19 protein-coding genes, 3 tRNA genes and 2 rRNA genes are annotated in these 19,849 nt (G+C 29.5%); 20 read left to right on the top strand and 4 right to left on the bottom strand.

From position 1 onward, the window contains the following. Positions 1-10 precede the first annotated feature (10 nt). From rrf (ACSYT2_RS18415) to ACSYT2_RS18390, 6 genes are all read left to right on the top strand, one after another. Positions 11-127: ribosomal RNA gene (rrf, locus tag ACSYT2_RS18415) — 5S ribosomal RNA — on the top strand. A gap of 6 nt (positions 128-133) precedes the next feature. Further along, a tRNA-Ile gene (locus ACSYT2_RS18410) sits at positions 134-210 on the top strand. A 3-nt stretch (positions 211-213) separates the two neighbouring features. Beyond that, positions 214-289: transfer RNA gene (locus tag ACSYT2_RS18405), tRNA-Ala, on the top strand. Between the two features lie 386 nt (positions 290-675). Then, positions 676-834, top strand: a complete 159-nt coding sequence (locus ACSYT2_RS18400) for a hypothetical protein (RefSeq protein ID WP_430858237.1) — start codon at positions 676-678, stop codon at positions 832-834. A 136-nt stretch (positions 835-970) separates the two neighbouring features. Next, positions 971-1,414, top strand: a complete 444-nt coding sequence (locus ACSYT2_RS18395) for a hypothetical protein (protein ID WP_430858238.1) — start codon at positions 971-973, stop codon at positions 1,412-1,414. Positions 1,415-1,510: 96 nt separating this feature from the next. Next, a complete protein-coding gene (locus ACSYT2_RS18390; RefSeq protein WP_430858239.1) occupies positions 1,511-1,975 on the top strand; it encodes a VanZ family protein in 465 nt (154 codons plus the stop codon). A gap of 20 nt (positions 1,976-1,995) precedes the next feature. Here the strand turns inward: ACSYT2_RS18390 and ACSYT2_RS18385 are convergent, their stop codons facing one another. Beyond that, on the bottom strand, positions 1,996-3,381 hold the full coding sequence (locus tag ACSYT2_RS18385) for a DUF2334 domain-containing protein (RefSeq protein WP_438385402.1): 1,386 nt from the start codon (positions 3,379-3,381) through the stop codon (positions 1,996-1,998). A 172-nt stretch (positions 3,382-3,553) separates the two neighbouring features. On the opposite strand from ACSYT2_RS18385, the gene ACSYT2_RS18380 reads away from it, so the two are divergent. The 10 genes from ACSYT2_RS18380 (at position 3,554) to ACSYT2_RS18335 (ending at position 15,637) form a co-directional block, all read left to right on the top strand. Next, positions 3,554-5,059, top strand: coding sequence for a YfdI family membrane protein (locus ACSYT2_RS18380; protein WP_438385401.1), 1,506 nt, complete (start codon positions 3,554-3,556; stop codon positions 5,057-5,059). A 23-nt stretch (positions 5,060-5,082) separates the two neighbouring features. Continuing rightward, positions 5,083-6,942 (top strand): LTA synthase family protein, encoded by a 1,860-nt coding sequence (locus ACSYT2_RS18375; RefSeq protein WP_430858242.1) that lies wholly within the window; start codon positions 5,083-5,085, stop codon positions 6,940-6,942. 57 nt (positions 6,943-6,999) lie between these two features. Beyond that, positions 7,000-7,959 carry a glycosyltransferase family 2 protein gene (locus ACSYT2_RS18370; protein WP_430858243.1) on the top strand — a complete coding sequence of 320 codons (960 nt, stop codon included), beginning with the start codon at positions 7,000-7,002 and terminating at the stop codon, positions 7,957-7,959. Between the two features lie 11 nt (positions 7,960-7,970). Continuing rightward, a complete protein-coding gene (locus ACSYT2_RS18365; protein ID WP_430858244.1) occupies positions 7,971-8,378 on the top strand; it encodes a GtrA family protein in 408 nt (135 codons plus the stop codon). A gap of 291 nt (positions 8,379-8,669) precedes the next feature. Next, positions 8,670-10,757, top strand: a complete 2,088-nt coding sequence (gene fusA / locus ACSYT2_RS18360; protein WP_430858245.1) for an elongation factor G — start codon at positions 8,670-8,672, stop codon at positions 10,755-10,757. A gap of 190 nt (positions 10,758-10,947) precedes the next feature. Beyond that, positions 10,948-11,184, top strand: coding sequence for a hypothetical protein (locus ACSYT2_RS18355; RefSeq protein ID WP_430858246.1), 237 nt, complete (start codon positions 10,948-10,950; stop codon positions 11,182-11,184). An 87-nt stretch (positions 11,185-11,271) separates the two neighbouring features. Beyond that, positions 11,272-12,228 carry an ROK family protein gene (locus ACSYT2_RS18350; protein ID WP_438385399.1) on the top strand — a complete coding sequence of 319 codons (957 nt, stop codon included), beginning with the start codon at positions 11,272-11,274 and terminating at the stop codon, positions 12,226-12,228. Between the two features lie 117 nt (positions 12,229-12,345). Then, positions 12,346-12,972, top strand: a complete 627-nt coding sequence (locus ACSYT2_RS18345; RefSeq protein WP_438385398.1) for a histidine phosphatase family protein — start codon at positions 12,346-12,348, stop codon at positions 12,970-12,972. Positions 12,973-13,283: 311 nt separating this feature from the next. Further along, positions 13,284-14,525 (top strand): competence/damage-inducible protein A, encoded by a 1,242-nt coding sequence (locus ACSYT2_RS18340; protein ID WP_438385397.1) that lies wholly within the window; start codon positions 13,284-13,286, stop codon positions 14,523-14,525. Between the two features lie 173 nt (positions 14,526-14,698). Next, entirely contained in the window at positions 14,699-15,637 is a 939-nt protein-coding gene (locus tag ACSYT2_RS18335; RefSeq protein WP_430858250.1) for a CPBP family intramembrane glutamic endopeptidase, read from the top strand. A 160-nt stretch (positions 15,638-15,797) separates the two neighbouring features. On the opposite strand, the gene ACSYT2_RS18330 is transcribed toward ACSYT2_RS18335, so the two are convergent. Together ACSYT2_RS18330 and ACSYT2_RS18325 are read right to left on the bottom strand one after the other, a co-directional pair. Beyond that, positions 15,798-16,232: a hypothetical protein gene (locus tag ACSYT2_RS18330; RefSeq protein WP_430858251.1), complete on the bottom strand. Its 435-nt coding sequence runs from the start codon at positions 16,230-16,232 to the stop codon at positions 15,798-15,800. 111 nt (positions 16,233-16,343) lie between these two features. After that, positions 16,344-17,078 carry an NAD-dependent protein deacylase gene (locus ACSYT2_RS18325; RefSeq protein WP_438385395.1) on the bottom strand — a complete coding sequence of 245 codons (735 nt, stop codon included), beginning with the start codon at positions 17,076-17,078 and terminating at the stop codon, positions 16,344-16,346. Positions 17,079-17,221: 143 nt separating this feature from the next. Here ACSYT2_RS18325 and ACSYT2_RS18320 point away from each other — a divergent pair, with 143 nt between their 5' ends. The 4 genes from ACSYT2_RS18320 (at position 17,222) to ACSYT2_RS18305 (ending at position 18,552) form a co-directional block, all read left to right on the top strand. Further along, positions 17,222-17,584, top strand: coding sequence for a dihydrofolate reductase (locus tag ACSYT2_RS18320; RefSeq protein WP_438385404.1), 363 nt, complete (start codon positions 17,222-17,224; stop codon positions 17,582-17,584). A gap of 174 nt (positions 17,585-17,758) precedes the next feature. Next, positions 17,759-17,875 (top strand): 5S ribosomal RNA (gene rrf / locus ACSYT2_RS18315). Positions 17,876-17,880: 5 nt separating this feature from the next. Further along, positions 17,881-17,956 (top strand) — tRNA-Phe (locus ACSYT2_RS18310). Positions 17,957-18,339: 383 nt separating this feature from the next. Beyond that, positions 18,340-18,552, top strand: coding sequence for a hypothetical protein (locus tag ACSYT2_RS18305; protein WP_430858253.1), 213 nt, complete (start codon positions 18,340-18,342; stop codon positions 18,550-18,552). 81 nt (positions 18,553-18,633) lie between these two features. Here the strand turns inward: ACSYT2_RS18305 and ACSYT2_RS18300 are convergent, their stop codons facing one another. Further along, positions 18,634-19,311, bottom strand: a complete 678-nt coding sequence (locus ACSYT2_RS18300; RefSeq protein ID WP_430858255.1) for a uracil-DNA glycosylase — start codon at positions 19,309-19,311, stop codon at positions 18,634-18,636. Between the last annotated feature and the right edge of the window lie 538 nt (positions 19,312-19,849).

The raw sequence follows: 19,849 nt of genomic DNA, 5'->3' as shown, positions 1-19,849 counted from the left end.
CTTTGATAAATCTAGTGATGATGGCGTAGAGGAAACACTCCTTTCCATTCCGAACAGGAAAGTTAAGCTCTACAGCGCCGATGGTACTGCATGGGAGACTGTGTGGGAGAGTAGGACGTTGCTAGGTGATTATGGATCTTTAGCTCAGTTGGTTAGAGCAACCGGCTCATAACCGGTAGGTCCGGGGTTCGAGTCCCTGAAGGTCCACCACTTGGGGGTATAGCTCAGTTGGGAGAGCACCTGCCTTGCACGCAGGGGGTCAAGAGTTCGAATCTCTTTATCTCCACCATATTACAAAGCTGTGAAATTAATTTCACAGCTTTTTTTGTTTATATAAAGATTTATAATATCATTATGTGACAAAAAAAGACATAATAAACAGAGATAAATTTACAATAAAAATACATAAGAAAATATTAAGAAGCATAATAATATATAAATAAAATATAATTTAAATTATGGCTACCTATGTAATAAAATGGTGTAAATTAACTAATTATAATTATATACAAGCTGTATTTAGTTATATATAATTTAGTTAATACCATAAAATCAAGTATGAGTACGTTGTCATAGAATAAATTACTATTCTTATTAAATATATTATAAAGATGTCTCAAGATTAATTGTTAAATATATACAATAAATTCTCTTAAGAATGAGGAGTGTTTTAAAGTGAACAAAATAGAAAGATTAGAACAGGAACTTAAAGAATTAAAACTAGAGAAAAGACAATTATTATTGGCAGGAAAGAAAACTGAAAAATTGGATGAAAAGATAAATTTTATTGAGAGCGAAATAAAATTAATAAATCAAGAATTGAATATAAATTGAATTGAGTCATAAACTTTCACAGCCTATTAAAATAGATATGTTTAAGATCAATACGGTAATAATTATAAAGATGATAGCATATTAAATGATAGGATATGAATATATCTATAGAATAAGAAAAGGAGTGGAGGTATTTATGATAAGAACAGTTGTATGCCAAAAAGAAGGGTGTTGCGGAAATAAGTTTTATATTGAGACTATAGATAATAATTTACAGGCCATATGTAGGGAGTGTGAGAGCAAATATTTATTTGATATAAGTTATTATGATTTTGTTATGGTCTCAAGTTGTTCAGCATGTAACAATAATACTTTTAAGTTATTTAAGGATATAGAAAAAGATGGAATATATGCAAAGTGTACTGAATGTGAGGCTCCACCAGAAAAAATTTATATAGATGCAGATGGAGTTCAAGTATCATATGAGGCAAAGTTATTGCATGATATAAAAGATTTGATGTATAAAGTAGATCAACGAGTATGTAGCCTAGAACTTAAGATAGAGGATATGGAGAGAGGACAAGACTTATTAGAAGAATCTTTGGCCTATATAAATAAATATATAATTCAACAGAGTTAATATTAGAAAGTTTAAAATCATTGTTTGTAATAAGAAAATTAAAATGATAACATATAAATAATGAAAAGATAACTATAGTTTGACTAGGAGAAGTATATGATAAGCAAGAAGAAGAAGATAGTAAGATGGCTACTATTAGTTTCATGGATGGTATTTATATTTTTAATGTCCCAGCAGCCTGGAGATAAATCTAGTGAACAAAGTGAGTTTGTAGTAAAGATATTCACATTATTAGGAATAGATCTTGATAGCTACTTTGGAGAACTAGCAACATTTGTAGTAAGAAAAGGGGCACATTTTACTGAATATTTTATATTATTTGTATTTGGATATAGAGTGTTACTACTATATCTGGATAAAAGAAGAGCAAGGATATATACAATTTTAATAGTATTTTTATATGCATGCTCAGATGAATTTCATCAGTACTTTATACCAGGTAGAGGCCCAGCTTTTAGGGATGTAATGATTGATACATCAGGTGGAATAGTTGGTTGTGTATTTAGTATTATATATGATAGAATAATGTCTACTTGCAATAAAAAGGATCTATATCAATAAGATATGGATCCCTTTTTATTTTAGTTATTTTTTAGTTGATTCACATGAACAGTAACATAATTATTATCTTTTATAGATCTAACAATTTTTTGTAATGGAGAGTCTTTAGAGTAGGTTACATTAAATGTGTTATTATCATAATTCACCTCTATAAAATCAAATTCTTTGGTAGGATGGTAAAATAAGCTTGCAAGTTCACCAGGTCTTGGATTAGATAAATTATTTTCTATGTGAGACACGTCTAAATCTTTTACATAGCTTAATGGAGTAGGAATATAAAGGTTATTCCTATTTGTTTTTTGTAATTTATGATATAGTAAAATATTTTGAGGTTCATATATATATTGAACATATTCTTCAATAATATTTTTTTGCTTATTAGTAGCTTTATAATGAGGGCTTTCAAAGAAAGTATATGGAATATTTAGGGCGTTAGCAGTATCAATGGAACTTTCAATAACTCTTCTTGTATCTTCTTCATTATTTTGTATTTTACTTGATAATTCAGTTCCTACTGCGCTTCTAGAATCCCCATATTGATGAGTATATCCATGTAATCCAATTTGTGCTCCATTATTAATTAAGTAATCAAGTAGATTTATAAACCCAGCATTTTCAAATGTATTATTTTTAAGTAAATCATTATCAATGTTACTTGATGGTGCTATAAATCTTGGAATCCAAGCTATGTGATATTTAACACCTTCAGAGTAAAGAAAATCAGCTAAAGCTTTTAATTTTGGTTGGGCATTATCAGAACCAGCACCGTCCCCAGCAGTCACATCTTCTAGTCTAATAAGGGCTACCTTACCATCTGATGGCATATTTTTAGAATTAGCCAAGTCTTTCTTGTTTGAATTTAATAAAGTTATTGATTTATTTTCAAATTTAAATATTGCAGTAAGTCCAAAAATTTCTTCGATATCTGATATTGATAAAAAATATTTTCCATCATTCTTTAAAAGGTTACCTCTTAAGTTACCAGATGATGAATTGGTTTTATAATTTGTATCACTTAAAGAAATATTGTTATTTCCATTGGTCAAGTTAATAGTAGTACTAGTAGAATCAATTGTATAACCAAGTTTATTGGAAATAATATCAATAGGTAAGTAATATCTTTGAGCTTTTGATATTACTGGAGTGTCCTTAAGAATTGGGTCATCTAAGATTGTTAAATTAACATCGGAGACGTTACTAACTGTCAAGTCATCAAAATTTATCTTTGGTTTATAATTACTTTTAAATTCATTAGTAGTAGGTAATGCACTAGAAGATATTTTATTATCTTTTATGGTTACAAAGCCCTGAAAGAAGTTAAAATAAAATAACACTCCATATATTGCTCCCAGGGTAAATATTATTAACATAATAGTTAAAATAAATTTTTTTATACTTTTACTCACATTTTCTCCCCCTAAAGTTTATTAAGCTAATATTATAAGTATAACATAGAAGAATAAGTGAACATTATCTTATGTAAATATTAAGAATATCTTTATAAAGAATATTAAATATAATACTGTAAAAATGGTATAATTAATGTAATATGCTAAATTTTCTGGAGGATATGAATTTATGAATTTAAAAGAGAAATTTAAAGATAATTACATAAGATATTTCCTAGTAGCTTTTGTACTACTAGCAGTGGGAATCATAACATTTGTTTTATTTAGTAATCCACAAGTGGGAGTAGCAGATCAGGGGGATTTTGATAGAGTTATGTCCGCATCAGGATTATCATTGCTAGATTCAGATCTTATGAATCCGGATTTTAAGAGATTTTATGATTATACAGTTACAGATTATAAAATAACTACTAATATATTTACTTTATTTATTACAATATTTGGTTCGAGTATGGGATATTTAATTACATTTGTAACCTACATATGTAAGGTTTTAGGGCAAGAGGTATTTAAAACTCAATATTTAGCTATAGCTTATGGGATTATGTATATATCTGCGTTGGCTCTTATCTTAAAGAATATTAATATAAAAAGTAAACTTAAGCTTGCAATATTAGGTGCTATATCTTTATTTGTTTTTATGGATGGAAATTACCTACTTTGGTTCAATAGCTTATACGGGGAACCAATGATGATATCAACTTTATTGATATTTATAGCGTCATTTTTATACTATATTAACTACAAATATGTAAAAAAAGGTGAAGAAGAACTAACATCTAAAATAGTATTTGTATTTATAGCCGCATTTATATTTTTGGGATCCAAGATGCAAGTATTCACTACATTACCATTTGTAGTAATACTATTAGCTAAAGTATTGTGGGATAATAGAAAGGTTCTTCCTAGAAAGAGATTTATATCGTTAATTATAATGTTTTGTGTTGTGATTATTTATCCTGTTCAAATTAACATGGTAAATAAGAATATAAGTAAGGATACACAATATAATTCTGTATTTTATGGGGTATTAAATGGATCTGAAACACCAGAACAGGATTTAATAGATATGGGACTTAATCCGGATATGGCAAGCGAGGCGGGTAAACACGCATATCAAGATGCAAGTGACTATGTAAAGTATGTTCCTAGAACAGAGATAACAGAGCAAGAGTTCTATAGTAAGATTAGTAATGGTAAGCTTGCAAAGTTCTATTTAACGCATCCTAAGAGATTAATTCAAGGAATGCAATATACAGCAGATAAGGCATTTATAACTAGTACATCATTAGGAAAGTGTTCGAGAGAATATAGTGAAGAATCAGTTAGAGAGTTTAATAGATTTACTACTTGGTCTGATTTTAGAGAAAGCAAGTTCCCAGGAAACTTGTGGTTTATAATTGCAGTATATGTAGCAATATTTGCAGTTTCATTATTTAACTACCTTAAGAATAAAGATAATGGAGAAATTAAAAATAAAATTATTCTTCTTTGGGGATTAATGCTAATCGGAGGAATTCAATTCCCTATGCCTTTTGTGGGAAATGGGCAAGCAGATACAGCTAAGCAGTTATATTTATTTAATTTTGTATTTGATATGTTACTTGTTATAGCAGTAGCTTGGGTTCTGTTTAAAGGAATTGATTTAGTTAAAAAGATAGTTAAGGCTAAATAATAGGGATAGAGGAAGTAATATTTATGAAGAAGCGAAATGTGAAGTCATCAATGATTAATTTCTACAGAGGTCTTGTTGATTTGAAAAATAAGACACTTAATAGGCCAATTAGCAAATTTAGATTTACTATTGTTTTAGATATGTTAGTAAAGACAGTACTATTTTTAACATTATTAGAAGTTAATACAGCTGATAAAATTAAGTTTAGTAATATAAGTGTTAAATTTATATTTGTATACTTGGCATTTATTCTTGTACTATACTCATTTGGGTATTTATTCTCAAAAAATAGGCAAATCATTTTCTATATAATTTTAAATATTTTATATAGCGGGTTAATGATTGCTGATTTATGGTATTTTAGAGTTAATAGAGATTTCTTTGGACTTAAGAATATATTCTTCAATGGCACCTTTAACCCAGTTGGCGAATCATTACTTAATTTTAAGCCAATAGATTTATTATTTGTTATTGATATAGTGATTATAATAGTATTGGTACTAGCAAAAAAGATAAAAAACGAAGAAAAAAGAGAGGTAAGCAAGTTTTCATTTACAATAAGATATTCTATTATCATGGTGTTAGTATCTTTTATATTTTTAGATGTTTTAAGTTTGGGTGGCTGGGATAAAAGAATCCTTAAGAAGGGCTGGACAACACTGATGTCTGTAAGAGGGCCAGGACCATTAGGATATCATGCTGTTGAAGCTGGAAGAACTATAAATAAAGTTATTAAAAATACTTCTAAAAGTGATATAAAAGAAATAGAGGAATGGCTAGATTACAATAAAGAAAATATAGAGCCTAATGAATATGAAGGAATAGCAAAGGGTAAGAATGTTATATTATTACAAATTGAATCATTAGAGAATTTTATTATAAATAGAGAGGTAAATGGAAAGGAAATCTCTCCTTTTTTAAATAAGCTTACAAGAGAGGGACTATATTTTAACAATATATATGAACAAAATAATGCAGGAAATAGTATTGATTGTGACTTTATGGTTAATACATCTGTATATCCATTAGGAGATAAGATAACAGCATTAAATTATGGAGAGAATGTATTTAAAAACTCTTTACCTAGAATACTAAATGAATCAGGATATACAACAATATCAACTCATGCAGAAGATATTGGGGAATTCAACTGGACTGAATTACACAAAAATAGTTTTGGGGCACAAGAGCTTTGGGATATAGGAGACTATGTTTATGATGAAACTGTAGGCTATGGATTATCAGATAGGAGCTTCTTTACTCAGATATCTAATAAGCTTAAAGACGTAAAAAAACCCTTCTTAATTCAAGCGCCAACCTTGTCTAGTCATGGACCATTTGCAATAGATGAAAAATATAGGGGTTTAGATCTACCAAAGGAAATAGATGAAAGTTATTTAGGAGGATATTTTGAAAGTGTTCGTTATACAGATCAGCAAGTAGAAATGTTCTTTAATCAGCTTGAAGAAGCAGGGTTATTAGATAATAGTTTAATAGTATTATATGGTGATCATGGTGGCGTTCATAAATATTATAATGAAGAGATACAAGAATTAGATTACGAGGGAAACTGGTGGAAGGAGTATGATCATAAGATACCATTAATGATATACTCCAAAGATATAAAACCGAAAGTTATAGAAGCAAGTGGTGGTCAAGTAGACATATTACCTACTGTATCATATTTATTAGGAGTAGAATCTGAGCTATATAAAAATACTTCTATGGGAAGAGTACTTGTAAATACTAATAGAGATGCTACAATAATAAAAGGGAATGAAATTAAAGGTAATGTAAAAGACAATACAGAGAAAGAACACCTTTTAAAGGCATATGAAATAGGTAGTAAAATTATCAAAAATGATTATTTCTCAGATAGATAGTGATTTTTGATAAAGTTAATAAAATAAAATTTAAAATGCTCAATTGGAGGCAATGTGATGAAAGAAACACTGTACTTAGTAATTCCTTGTTATAACGAAGAAGAGGTTTTACACGAGACAAGTAAAAGATTGTTAGAAAAAATAACAAATATGATTGATAAAGGGCAAATAGCAGAGAATAGTAAAATATTATTTGTTAATGATGGTTCCAAAGATAAAACATGGAGCATAATTGAAGAATTGCATGCTGAGAATGATATATTTAGTGGGGTTAATCTTTCAAGAAATAAAGGGCATCAAAATGCGTTATTAGCTGGGCTTATGACAGCTAAAGAATATGCAGATATGACTATCTCATTAGATGCAGATTTACAAGATGATATTGAGGTTATTGATAAATTTGTAGATGAATATTATAGCGGTAGTGATGTTGTTTATGGGGTACGTTGCTCGAGAAAGACAGATACATTCTTTAAAAGAACAACAGCATTAGCATTCTATAAGTTTATGAATGTATTAGGTGTTGACGTAATTTATAATCATGCAGATTATAGATTGATGAGTAAAAGAGCACTAGAAGGGTTAGCTCAATTTAAAGAAGTTAATCTATTCCTAAGAGGAATAGTTCCTCTTATAGGTTACAAGTATTCAGTTGTTGAATACGAACGTCATGAAAGATTTGCAGGAGAGTCTAAGTATCCTTTGAAAAAGATGCTAGCTTTTGCCTGGGATGGAATCACATCATTTAGTATAAAACCAATAAGAATAATTACAGGATTAGGTTTTTCCATATTTGTACTTAGTTTTATTGCATTGATATATTCACTTATAGTTAAGTTTATGGGTAATACAGAAACCGGATGGGCATCACTTACAATATCAATTTGGATGATTGGTGGAATACAGCTTCTATCACTTGGAGTAATCGGTGAATACATTGGTAAGATGTATAATGAAACTAAGCAAAGACCAAGATTTATTATTGCTGATAAGTTAATAAATGAAGAGAAAAAGTAGGAGTTTACTTTATGAATAATTTTATGAATAAGGTCAAAGAAACGTTTTTTTCTAAAGAATTTATAATGTTTGTAATTATAGGAGTTATAAATACCTTTAATGGAGTTATTTTCTCTTATATATATTCAAGTTTTTTAAATGAGAATATAGCATTTATATTTGGATATATTTCTGGATTATTTATATCATATATTTTAAATAGCTATATAACTTTTAAAGAAAGCTTGAATTTACATAAATTTATTAGGTTTGCAGTGTCATATATACCTAACTTTGTTATTCAGAATATAGTGGTATTAGTAGTATTTAATATTATGGGGTGGCATAAACTTATTGCTTATGGATTAGCAGCTGCAATTGGGGTGCCTGTAACATTTATACTAATGAAATTTTTTGCTTTTAGTAAGAAAGAAAAGTAGAATAGGATTAATTTCAGAGTTTAACGTTGAAATTCAGCGTTAAGCTCTTTTTTTATATATTTTAGAATCATTTAGTTAGATAGTATTTAAAGTATATTAAAATGGAAGATTTCATGAAAATAAATAGAATATATAAGTTAAGTATGGGGTTTGGACTATTTTAGGAAAAAAAATCATAAAAATTATAGTATGATAACTAGCTTATGATTTAAAGCTAGAGGAGAGTCAAAAATAGTAGGAAAGGTGGGTGAAGCCAAGGATTAAGATAACTTAATCCTTTGGCAAAGATTTATGAAAGACTATAACGTTAACAATCTTAGAAATGTAGGGATTATAGGACATAGTTATTCAGGAAAAACTTCACTAACAGAAGCTTTATTATTTTACTCAGAGACTACAGATAGATTAGGGCGTGTTGAAGATGGAACAACAGTTTCTGACTTTGATCAGGAGGAAAGAAAGAGAAACATATCATTATCAACATCAATCAACCCCTTAGAGTGGGAAAAGATTAAGATTAATTTAGTTGATATACCTGGATATTTTGACTTTGTAGGAGAAAGCATTGAAGGCATGAGAGCTGTAGATGTAGCAACCATTGTCGTCTGTGGAGTAGCAGGAGTTCAAGTAGGAACAGAAAAAGCATGGGATTATTGTAATAAGATTAAGTTGCCTAGAACCTTTTTTATTAATAAGTTGGATAGAGAACATTCAAGTTATGATAAAGTATTAGATGATCTTAAAGATAAATTTGGTATAAGCGTAGTACCTATACAATATCCAATTGGGGAAGAGGATACCTTTAAAGGAGTAATTAATGTAATTACTAAGAGGGCTCGCATATATAATCCCAATACAAAAAAGATGGAAGTAGGAAATATTCCAGATGATTTAGTAGAGAAGGTTGATGAATGTAAGCAAATGATAATGGAGGCAGTAGCAGAAACTGATGAGGTATTACTTGATAAATATTTTAGTGAAGGAGAACTAAGCGATTTAGAAATATATGAAGGCTTAATAAATGGATGTGCAGCTGGGGATATAGCTCCAGTAATGTGCGGATCAGCCACAAAAGTAATAGGAATGAGTACTTTATTAGAAGATATAGTAGAATGTTTCCCTTCACCTAAGTACGCAATACCTCAAAAAGCTGTAGATGTTAGTAGTGGGCAAGAAATATTTTTAAAATTAGATGATAATAAGCCTTTCTCAGCAATAGTATTTAAGACAATAGCAGATCCATTTGTGGGAAAAATATCTTTATTTAGAGTTGTTACAGGAAAAATAGATGGTGATATGAACGTTCTAAATACTAATAATGATAAGATAGAAAAACTTTCTCATATTTTTTTTATGAGAGGTAAAAATCAAATTCAAGCAAAGGAAGTTGTAGCTGGTGATATTGCTGCAGTTTCAAAACTACAGTATACTTCCACGGGAGATTCATTATGTAATCCTAGTTTTAAGGTTATTTATGATAAAATGAATTTTCCTAAACCAGTTTTATCAATGGCAATTTTACCAAAAGCGAAGGGAGATGAAGATAAGATATCTTTAGGTTTAAATAAGTTATTAGATGAGGATCCTGTATTTGCAATATCTAGAGATTTTGAAAATGCAGAGACAATAATATCTGGGTTAGGGGAAACTCATTTAGAAGTAATAGCATCTAAATTAAAAAACAAATTCGGAGTAGAAGTTATTTTAAGAGAGCCAAAGATACCTTATAGGGAAACTATAAAAGGAAGTGCTGATGTTCAAGGTAAACATAAGAAGCAATCAGGAGGGCATGGGCAGTATGGTGATGTTAAGATTTTATTTGAGCCTAGAAGTGATGGTGAGAGTGATTTAGAATTTATAGATAAGGTTGTTGGAGGAGTAGTTCCAAGAAATTTTATACCAGCCGTAGAGAAGGGATTAAGAGATTGTATACATCATGGAGTACTTGCAGGTTATCCAGTAATAGGGATAAGAGCAATATTACATGATGGTTCATATCATCCTGTTGATTCTTCAGAAATGGCCTTTAAAATTGCAGCATCTATGGCATATAAGAAAGGGATGGAAGTTGCAAAATCGATTTTATTAGAACCTGTAATGCATGTTGAAATTATTATACCTGATGAATATATGGGGGATGTAATTGGAGATATAAATAAAAAACGTGGAAGAGTACTAGGTATGGAGCCAGAGGGTAAAGTACAAAAGTTAATAGTAGAAGTACCAATGTCAGAAATGTCTAAATATGCCACTGATCTGAGGTCAATTACACAAGCTAGAGGAACCTTTACTATGAATCTTGAAAGATATGAGGAAGTACCACCGGCAGAAGCTGTTAAAATAATTGAAGGTACTAAAGAATTAAAGAATGAAGCTTAGAATTAGGGGGAAGGCATAATATATTTATGCCTTCTTTTTTATACTTATATAGTTATAGGAGGTATATAAGATAGGTATTTGGATAAAATAACTATAACATGCATAAATAATTTATTTATTAATATAAATTAGAATATTGATAATTATTTTTGAGTCTTGTGGGGAAGAAAGGTACATTAGGAGGATGAATATGTCAGACTATAGGATGGATATAAAAGGAGATATAGGATTAAGCGAATATAGTAATATTTATGATTATCTTGGAATAGTAGATGAAAATGATAGATTTACTATTACTTTAGATAAAGGAAATAACCATGAAATTAATATTATAAACTCTATGCTGAAAGATGGTAGATTTTGTATTTTAGAAGAGGGATACGATAATATAGGAAATTATTTTATAAATGCTTATAAAATTAAATAATTTTAAAAATAGGGTTTCTTTATTATTGATTAGAATTTAAAATAGTAATGTAAGCCCTTTTATATTTTACTAAATGAGGAGGATTCTATGAGAAGATATGTTATAGGTGTAGACTTAGGTGGAACGAAAATAAGTACTGCATTATCTACAAAAGAAGGAAAGATATTAAAAAATATAGTTGTTCCTACAAAAAGCGAGGAAGGCGAGGTTGCGGTTCTAAATAGAATAATTAATACAATAGAAACAGTGTTAGATGAATCTAATGTAAATATAGATGAAGTTGAAGCAATTGGGATAGGTTCACCAGGACCTTTAGACGCTATTAATGGAATAATAGTAACAACACCAAATCTTCCTTTTGAGAATTACAATTTAGTACAACCTCTAAAAGAAAGATTTAATACACCTGTGTACTTAGATAATGATGCAAACGTTGCAGCAATAGGTGAGTATATGTTTGGTGCAGGTAAAGGTAAAAGAAATATTGTTTACTTCACTGTCAGCACAGGAGTTGGTGGAGGTGCTATTTTAGAAGGTAATATATATAGAGGAAGTACTTCAAATGCACTAGAAATAGGACATACTACAGTAGATCCTAATGGACCAAGATGTAATTGTGGAAACATTGGATGTTTAGAGGCTATGTCATCAGGAACAGCAATAGGTAAAAGAGGTAAAGAAGCTGTATCTACGAATGTAGAGACATCATTAAGAAAATATGAAGATGTAACTTCATTTGAAGTATTTAAAGAAGCGGCTAATGGAGACGAGGTATCAAAGGATATTATAGATAGTGCTTTAACTTACTTAGGTATTGGAATAGCAAATGCAATAGCTATTTTTGATCCACAAGTGGTTATCATAGGTGGTGGAGTATCTAAGGCCGGAGATATTGTATTTGATAAAGTGAAGGAAGTTGTAAAGAAAAGATGTTTCAAAGCTATGGCAGAGGCCTGTGAAATTGTACCGGCAGGATTAGGAACTGATGCAGGAGTAGTTGGAGCAGTTGCATTAGGAATTTTAGAAAGTAATAAGAATAAATAATAAGTTAGGTATATTAAGAAAATAAAAGGTTAGTAAAAACTAATTATTTTCTTTGCTATGCCTTAATCCCAGTAGATTAATCTATTGGGATTTTTAATAATACCAAGGGGGAGAAAAATGACTACAATTTATTTAACAAGGCACGGTAAAACATTATGGAATTTAGAAAAAAGGTTACAGGGGGTTAGTAATTCTGAATTAACAGAAGAGGGGATAAAACAAGCAAAATCTTTAGGAGATAGACTTGATGGTCTAGACATAGATGTAATATATACAAGTCCAATAAAAAGAGCATACGAAACAGCTCAAATTCTTAGGAATGGAAAAAATATAAATATCATAGCTGAAGATAGATTAAAGGAAATAAACTTTGGGGAATATGAAGGTAGTACAGAAGAGGAATTACTAGGAATGGGTAAAGGGTATGAAATTAGTAAAATATTTAGTGGTGAAATGGATGTAAGAGCTCCAGGTGGAGAGACATTAAGGGAATTATATAATAGAATAAGTGAGGTATTAGCTGAGATTCTAGAAATAGAGAAGGGTAAAAATGTTCTAATAGTAACTCATGGAGCAACATTAAAAGCTATAGTTAGCTATTTTAAAAAAAGTGATGAAATATATGATACTATTATGGGACAAACTACCTTATCAAAGGTTATTTGTAAAAATGGAGAATTTGAGTTTGAATTTATTAATGATAGAACTCATTTAGATGATGAAGAGGTAAAAATAGGTTGGTAAAATATAATTATTTGTGAATAAGTTGATTAAGCAATACATATGTTAAAAGTATAGGCAACAAATTCTTTTTCCTAATACATATTAAAAGAATAAAGGTGTAAAGCCTTCAACTATCTTACTTCATATAGTAATGTAGTGGGAAGAAGAGTTTTTTTTTATATGCTATCTCTAAGAAATTAGGGATAGCTCATATGCTGAATGTTTAGGGGAGTCGAGGACTCCCTTAAATTTTTTCATTCTATAAGGGTTATAGGTAGTAGTGATATATATGGTATAATATAACAAAAAAGTTTCGTCTAAGGAGGATGAGTATGAAAGCAGAGATAATTGCAGTAGGAACAGAAATCCTACTAGGAGACATAGTAAATACAAATGCACAATTCCTTTCAAAAGAGCTTGCATCTATAGGAATAAGTGTATATCGTCAAGAGGTAATCGGAGATAATGAAGATAGATTGTTATGTGCGTTAGAAGAGGCACTTAATAGAAGTGATATAGTTATAACCACTGGAGGGCTAGGACCAACAGGGGATGATTTAACTAAGGAGACAGCATGTAAGTTCTTTGACATGAAGTTAGAGAGACATGAAGAATCATATAAAGTATTAAAAGAATATTTTGATAGGTTAAATAAGGAGATTACAGAAAGTAACTTAAAACAAGTATATTTTCCTAAGGAAGCGAAGGTTTTATCAAATCCTAATGGAACAGCACCAGGAGCTATACTAGAAAAAGATAACAAAATGATAATAATATTACCTGGACCACCTAGAGAAATGAAGCCTATGTTTACTAACCATGTAAGAGGATATTTAATGACTAAGGGAAATGGTGTTATTAAGTCTAAGGTATTGAGAGTACTAGGAATAGGCGAAAGCTATGCAGCAGAAAAATTAAAGGATCTTATAGAAAATGGAACTAATCCAACAATTGCACCTTATGCGAAAGAAGAGGATGTAATTTTTAGAGTAACTGCTAAGGCTGATAATGATGAAGATGCTTTAGCGCTTATAGAACCAATAGCAAAAAAAGTAAAAGAAGAACTTGGATTGGATTACTATGGTGAGGGAGAAGAGACTAATATACAAGAGGTAGTTGGAAATCTGTTAGTTAAAAAGGGTTTAAAAATTGCAACTGCAGAATCCTGTACTGGTGGTATGATAGCAAGTAGATTAGTATCATTCCCAGGAATATCAGAAGTTTTTCTAGAAGGAGCAGTAACATACTCTAATGAAGCAAAGATTAGAACTTTAAAGGTAAAATCAGAAACCCTAGATATTTTTGGAGCTGTAAGTGAAGAAACTGCAAAAGAGATGGCCATAGGAATTGCTAAAAGAACAGGAGCAGATATATCAGTAGTAACTACAGGTATTGCAGGACCAGGTGGAGGAACTGATAATAAACCAGTGGGATTAGTTTATATAGGGCTATATTATAAAGGTGATGTAAGAGCATGGAGATATGTATTTAATGGAGATAGGAATAATGTAAGAACTAGGGCTACAATAACTGCATTAGATACTGTTAGAAGGGCAATATTATTAGATAGATAATTTTATATATAAGAAACGATCCCTCATATGATACATCATTATCACAAGAGGGACCGAAACGTATATAAATAAAATGGGGGAGAGGCGATTATAAAAGCATCTCGCTTCATTAATAATTATTTCCTTATAATGAAAATAATATACACTTTAAATTAATATATGGAGAGTGAAAAATGAAAAAAGTTTTTAAAGCTAATATTTACTTTTTAGCTATAATCATTTTAGAAATTATAATGCCATTTATACTTGCTCCTATTTATAAAGCAGTAGGATTAAGTGATGTAAGAGTAATGTTATTTGCAAATCATACAGTTATATTTTTATTACCAGCAATAATATATATAATTATTACTAAGAGTAATATAAAAGAAACCTTTAGATTAAATAGACTTCATTTTAAAGATATATTATTAATAATAGTAATATCATTAATATCCTATCCACTTATGGGATGCTTTTCAGCAATAACATCATTGTTCTTCGAGAATAATATAGGTAATTTTATAGGTTCAATATCATCAACCCCATATATAGTATTACTTCTATTAATTGCAGTAATGCCAGCAATAACTGAAGAGGTTACATTAAGAGGGATTGTTTTGTCTGGATATAATAATCAAAGTAAATTTAAAGCGGCATTGATGACGGGGATATTATTTGGAATATTTCATTTAGATGGGCAACAATTTTTATATGCAGCAGTATTAGGATTTATTCTTGCGTATATAGTAAGAGTAACAAATAGTATCTTTTCATCTATGTTAATGCACTTTATAATAAATGGGACATCAATTACTATATCCAAATTTTTACTAGATTCTAGTGAATCTATGGTACAAGCGGCAGATGAATTAAACTTAATGAATTTATCATTTGATAATAAGCTAATGATAATGTCATCATATATAATTATAGGTATTGCCTTAGGAGGACTAGTATTTAAGTTAATTAAGGTATTAGAGAAATGGAATATAGAAAGAAATCCTCAGCTTAGGATAGAAGAGCAAGCTCTTATAGCAAATAAAGAAAATATTATTAATATACCATTTATATTAATAGTAGTAGTGTACCTACTATTTATGTTTTTGTCATTGTATGTTTTTAAAATATAAAGAAAGTACTTATAAGTAAAGTTTATCTTACTTATAAGTACTTTTTATTACTCTAGAATTAAAATAAGAGATTATAAAATCTTAGAGTACTAAGTATATACTTAGATATATTATAAAACTATTGTGGGGTAAGTATTAGACATAATTTTATGCCTTAAAACTAAAAACTTTTAGTAATATTCTTTGAATTATCATAAAACAAAGAGAAATCACTTTGTTTTATCCACCCTCTTGAATTAATATTGCTATCTATTGGAAGTGCAATATAATACCAAGTTTCTCTTAAAACTTCTGCTTTATCCAGTATACGAACTTCCATTTTTACATTTGATTTATGTAAAAGAAAGGAGTCATATAAAGGAGATGCTAAGATATTTGAACCCTCCTTTATAATTCCCATAGGATTATTAGGATGAAGATATCTTATTTGAATAGTTTCTTTCTTTTTAGTATATTTAGATAATTTTGATCTGAGACTACTATTTTGACTATTAGCTACTAACAACTGTTGACGTAAAATTGATTGTTTTCTATCAAAATAAAATAATAAACAGAATATTGCTAGTATCAAAGCTAAAAACAAAATATATTTCATAAATAATACTCCTTAATAGCTATACATTATAAATATATTTGATATCTACTAGAAACATACCAAAATTTAAAGGACAGAAAAAAACTACTTTAACTCATTAGAAAATGTAAATTAATAATTAATAGCCTCACTTAGAACTTTGCCTATAGAATCATGAATAACTAAATCAGCTTTAGAATCAGCAGAAGTAATGCTCTTATTTATTAAAACAAGATTTCTCCCCTTGAAGTAATTAATAAGTCCAGCAGCAGGATAAACAACAAGTGAAGTTCCACCAATAATTAGAGTATCTGCTTTTGAGATAGCAGCTATTGCACCCTGTAGCACTCGATCATCTAAACCTTCTTCATATAAAACAACATCTGGCTTAACAGTTCCACCACAATTAGTACAAGTAGGAACAGTATTAGAAGATAAAATAAATTGAGCATCATAGAATTCATGACATCTTATACAATAGTTTCTATGAACTGATCCATGAAGTTCAAAAACATTTTTAGAACCTGAAGCTTGATGAAGTCCATCAATATTTTGAGTTACTATTGCTTTAAGTTTACCTATTTCTTCTAGTTTAGATAAAGCTAAATGCCCTTCGTTAGGCCTAGCTTCTGGATAGATAAGCTTAGATTTATAAAAGTTAAAGAATTCTTGTGGATATCTAATGAAAAAGCTATGAGAGACTAATTGTTCTGGAGTAAAGGTTATATTAAGTTTTTCATTAAATAAGCCAGAAGAACTTCTAAAATCAGGAATGCCTGATTCAGTTGAACATCCTGCGCCACCAAAGAATACTATGTTATTGCTTTCTTTTAAAATTTGTTTTAACTGATTTATTTTATTGTCCATTATATCCCCGCCTAATAATTTTTATAACTTTATTATGGCATAAATGAAAAGTAAGTTAAATAACATATATACATTTCCAGAAAAGACTTCTATAGCAATTATGAGAATAATTAATAAGTCAATAATGAAGTTAGTAGGAATTTATAAAGAGTTTACATAGAGGTATTTTAAATGAAATTGGAAAGCCACTTCCCAATAGAGAGACTATAGTAATATCCAATACTTCGAGATATGAAGGAGAAAGTTTAAAAACAGTGACTTCTTTAGAAGAGGCGCTAAAGTCTGTACTAGATAAGGATATATATATTTCAGGTGGATCTAGATTGTATGAAGAAGCTATACAGTTTGTAGATAAAATGTATGTAACTGTTATTGAGAAGGAGTTTGAAGGGGATAGATTTTTTCCGAAAAGTGATGAGGAAATTTTCAAGAAGATCTTTGAGGAGAAACATGACGGAAAGGTAAAATATACATATATTACACATGAAAGGATATTAGAGAGATAGATAATTTTAGTGGAAGTTATGTTTAATTGAGAGTTTTGTAAAGTAGATTTTATTGAAGCAGAAATAAATATATTAAGATGGTTTATAGTATCTATAAAATGGTAAAAGAAAGTGATAAAAAATGCAAAAAAATATTTGACATATTATTAATTATACTATATAATTCTATTTGTATCTGGTGATGATGGCGTAGAGGAAACACTCCTTTCCATTCCGAACAGGAAAGTTAAGCTCTACAGCGTCGATGGTACTGCATGGGAGACTGTGTGGGAGAGTAGAACGTTGCCAGGTAATATGGCTCGATAGCTCAGTCGGTAGAGCAGAGGACTGAAAATCCTCGTGTCCCTGGTTCGATTCCTGGTCGAGCCACCAGGAAAAAAGCACTAACTTTTGTTAGTGCTTTTTTTGTTGTGTAAAAAACAAACTATGAAATAACTTTGTAACTATTAGTTAAACTTTATGTAATTCATTAATATTTTATATAGAATATAATTAATACATAAAGGCAAAGAGAAAAACGAGTTTATAACAAAATATAAGAGGTTAAATAAAACTTACAAAATTGTAATTAAGTTTTTATAAAAAAGTATAAAATAACCCTTTACAAAGTATTGAAAGAGGTTTATTATTGTAAACATAGGTTAGATTAAATACTAATTAATCTTTAAGTTTTGCTTAAGGAATACTTAAGAAATGAAATTTATAATTATATATAAGAGATATTAATTTAAATTATTTTAGGAGATGAGTGAGAGGTGTTAGATAAGTTTAGTTTGACAGATAAGGAATGTGAAAATTTAGCTAAAGGTATTGCTATTGGAGTAGGAGTTGGAGTTCTGGTTGGAGCGGTAATTGGTAATATTGCATTGACTTTTGCGGCTGGTGGTGTACTAGGTATAATTGGATCATTAATATACTCATCTTATGAAAAATATAAAAAAAAAGTTCCAATAAGAAATTTAAAGTAGATAATTTTCCCCCAGGGATATAAAAGAATAGAATCACACATAGAATAAATCCCCACTTGGTTAAGCCAAGTGGGGATTTATTTATATATTTTCAATCTGCCAATCTATTTCTTTCTTATTTATGCTATGTAAGAAGGCATTTGTCTTAGAAAAGGGTTTGGTACCAAAAAAACCACGATTTGCGGATAGGGGGCTTGGATGTACAGATTGAATTATATAATGATTTTCATTTGTTATTAATTTCTTTTTGCTTATAGCATGATTTCCCCATAGAATAAAGACAATTGGGTCTACTCTGTTATTAAGTGAAGAGATGATCTGGTCAGTAAATATCTCCCAACCTTTGTTTTTGTGAGAGTTCGCCTCACCATCTCTAACAGTAAGGACCGTATTCAATAGTAATACACCTTGATCAGCCCATTTTTTTAAATATCCGTTATTAGGGATAGAACCACCTACATCATTACTTAATTCTTTAAATATATTTCTTAATGACGGTGGTGGAATTATTCCAGGTTTCACAGAGAAGCTAAGACCATGAGCTTGGTTAGGGCCATGGTAAGGATCTTGACCTAGTATAACAACTTTTACATCATCATAATCTGTATAAATTAAAGCGTTAAAAATGTCATACATATCAGGATATATTGTTTTTGTTTTGTATTCTTCAAGAAGAAAGGAATGTAGTTTTTTATAATATTCCTTATTGAATTCTCCTTCTAAAACACTTTGCCATTTGTTATTTAATACAGTATTCATATTATCACCCATATACATTATAACATATAAAAATAAGGACAAACCTAGTAAAATAAAGGGTTAGAGAAATTAAAGTGAATATTATTTATATATAGAATCTTCTAATAAAGTAATAAAACATTTCCTAGTGTATCAATATATGAATAATAGAGAAAAAGAAAAAAATAAAGAGTATTATAGATATAATATCTACAGAATAGAAAAAAATTAAAAGATAGATTCTTGTCCTATGGTAAGATTAATCTCGTCGCTGAGGCAGACAAGCAACAATGAAAAGAAGTTGAAAAAAACTTGAAAAAAGTTGTTGACAAGGTTCGCTAGTAAGTGATAAGATAAGCAAGTCGCTTAAGTGACAATCCAAATTTTAATTTGGTAATTGGAACTTACCTAGTTGGTGAGTGCGACAAACAGATTGGTCTTTGAAAATTGAACAGATATATAAGTTAAAAACCAGCAATTCTTTTTATGAGTAAGTTTTTGAGATTAAGATTAAACTTTTTATTGAGAGTTTGATCCTGGCTCAGGACGAACGCTGGCG

Source organism: Clostridium zhoujianii, from assembly GCF_051590805.1.
GTDB lineage: Bacteria > Bacillota > Clostridia > Clostridiales > Clostridiaceae > Clostridium.
This window is presented reverse-complemented; position numbering and strand designations above follow the sequence as displayed.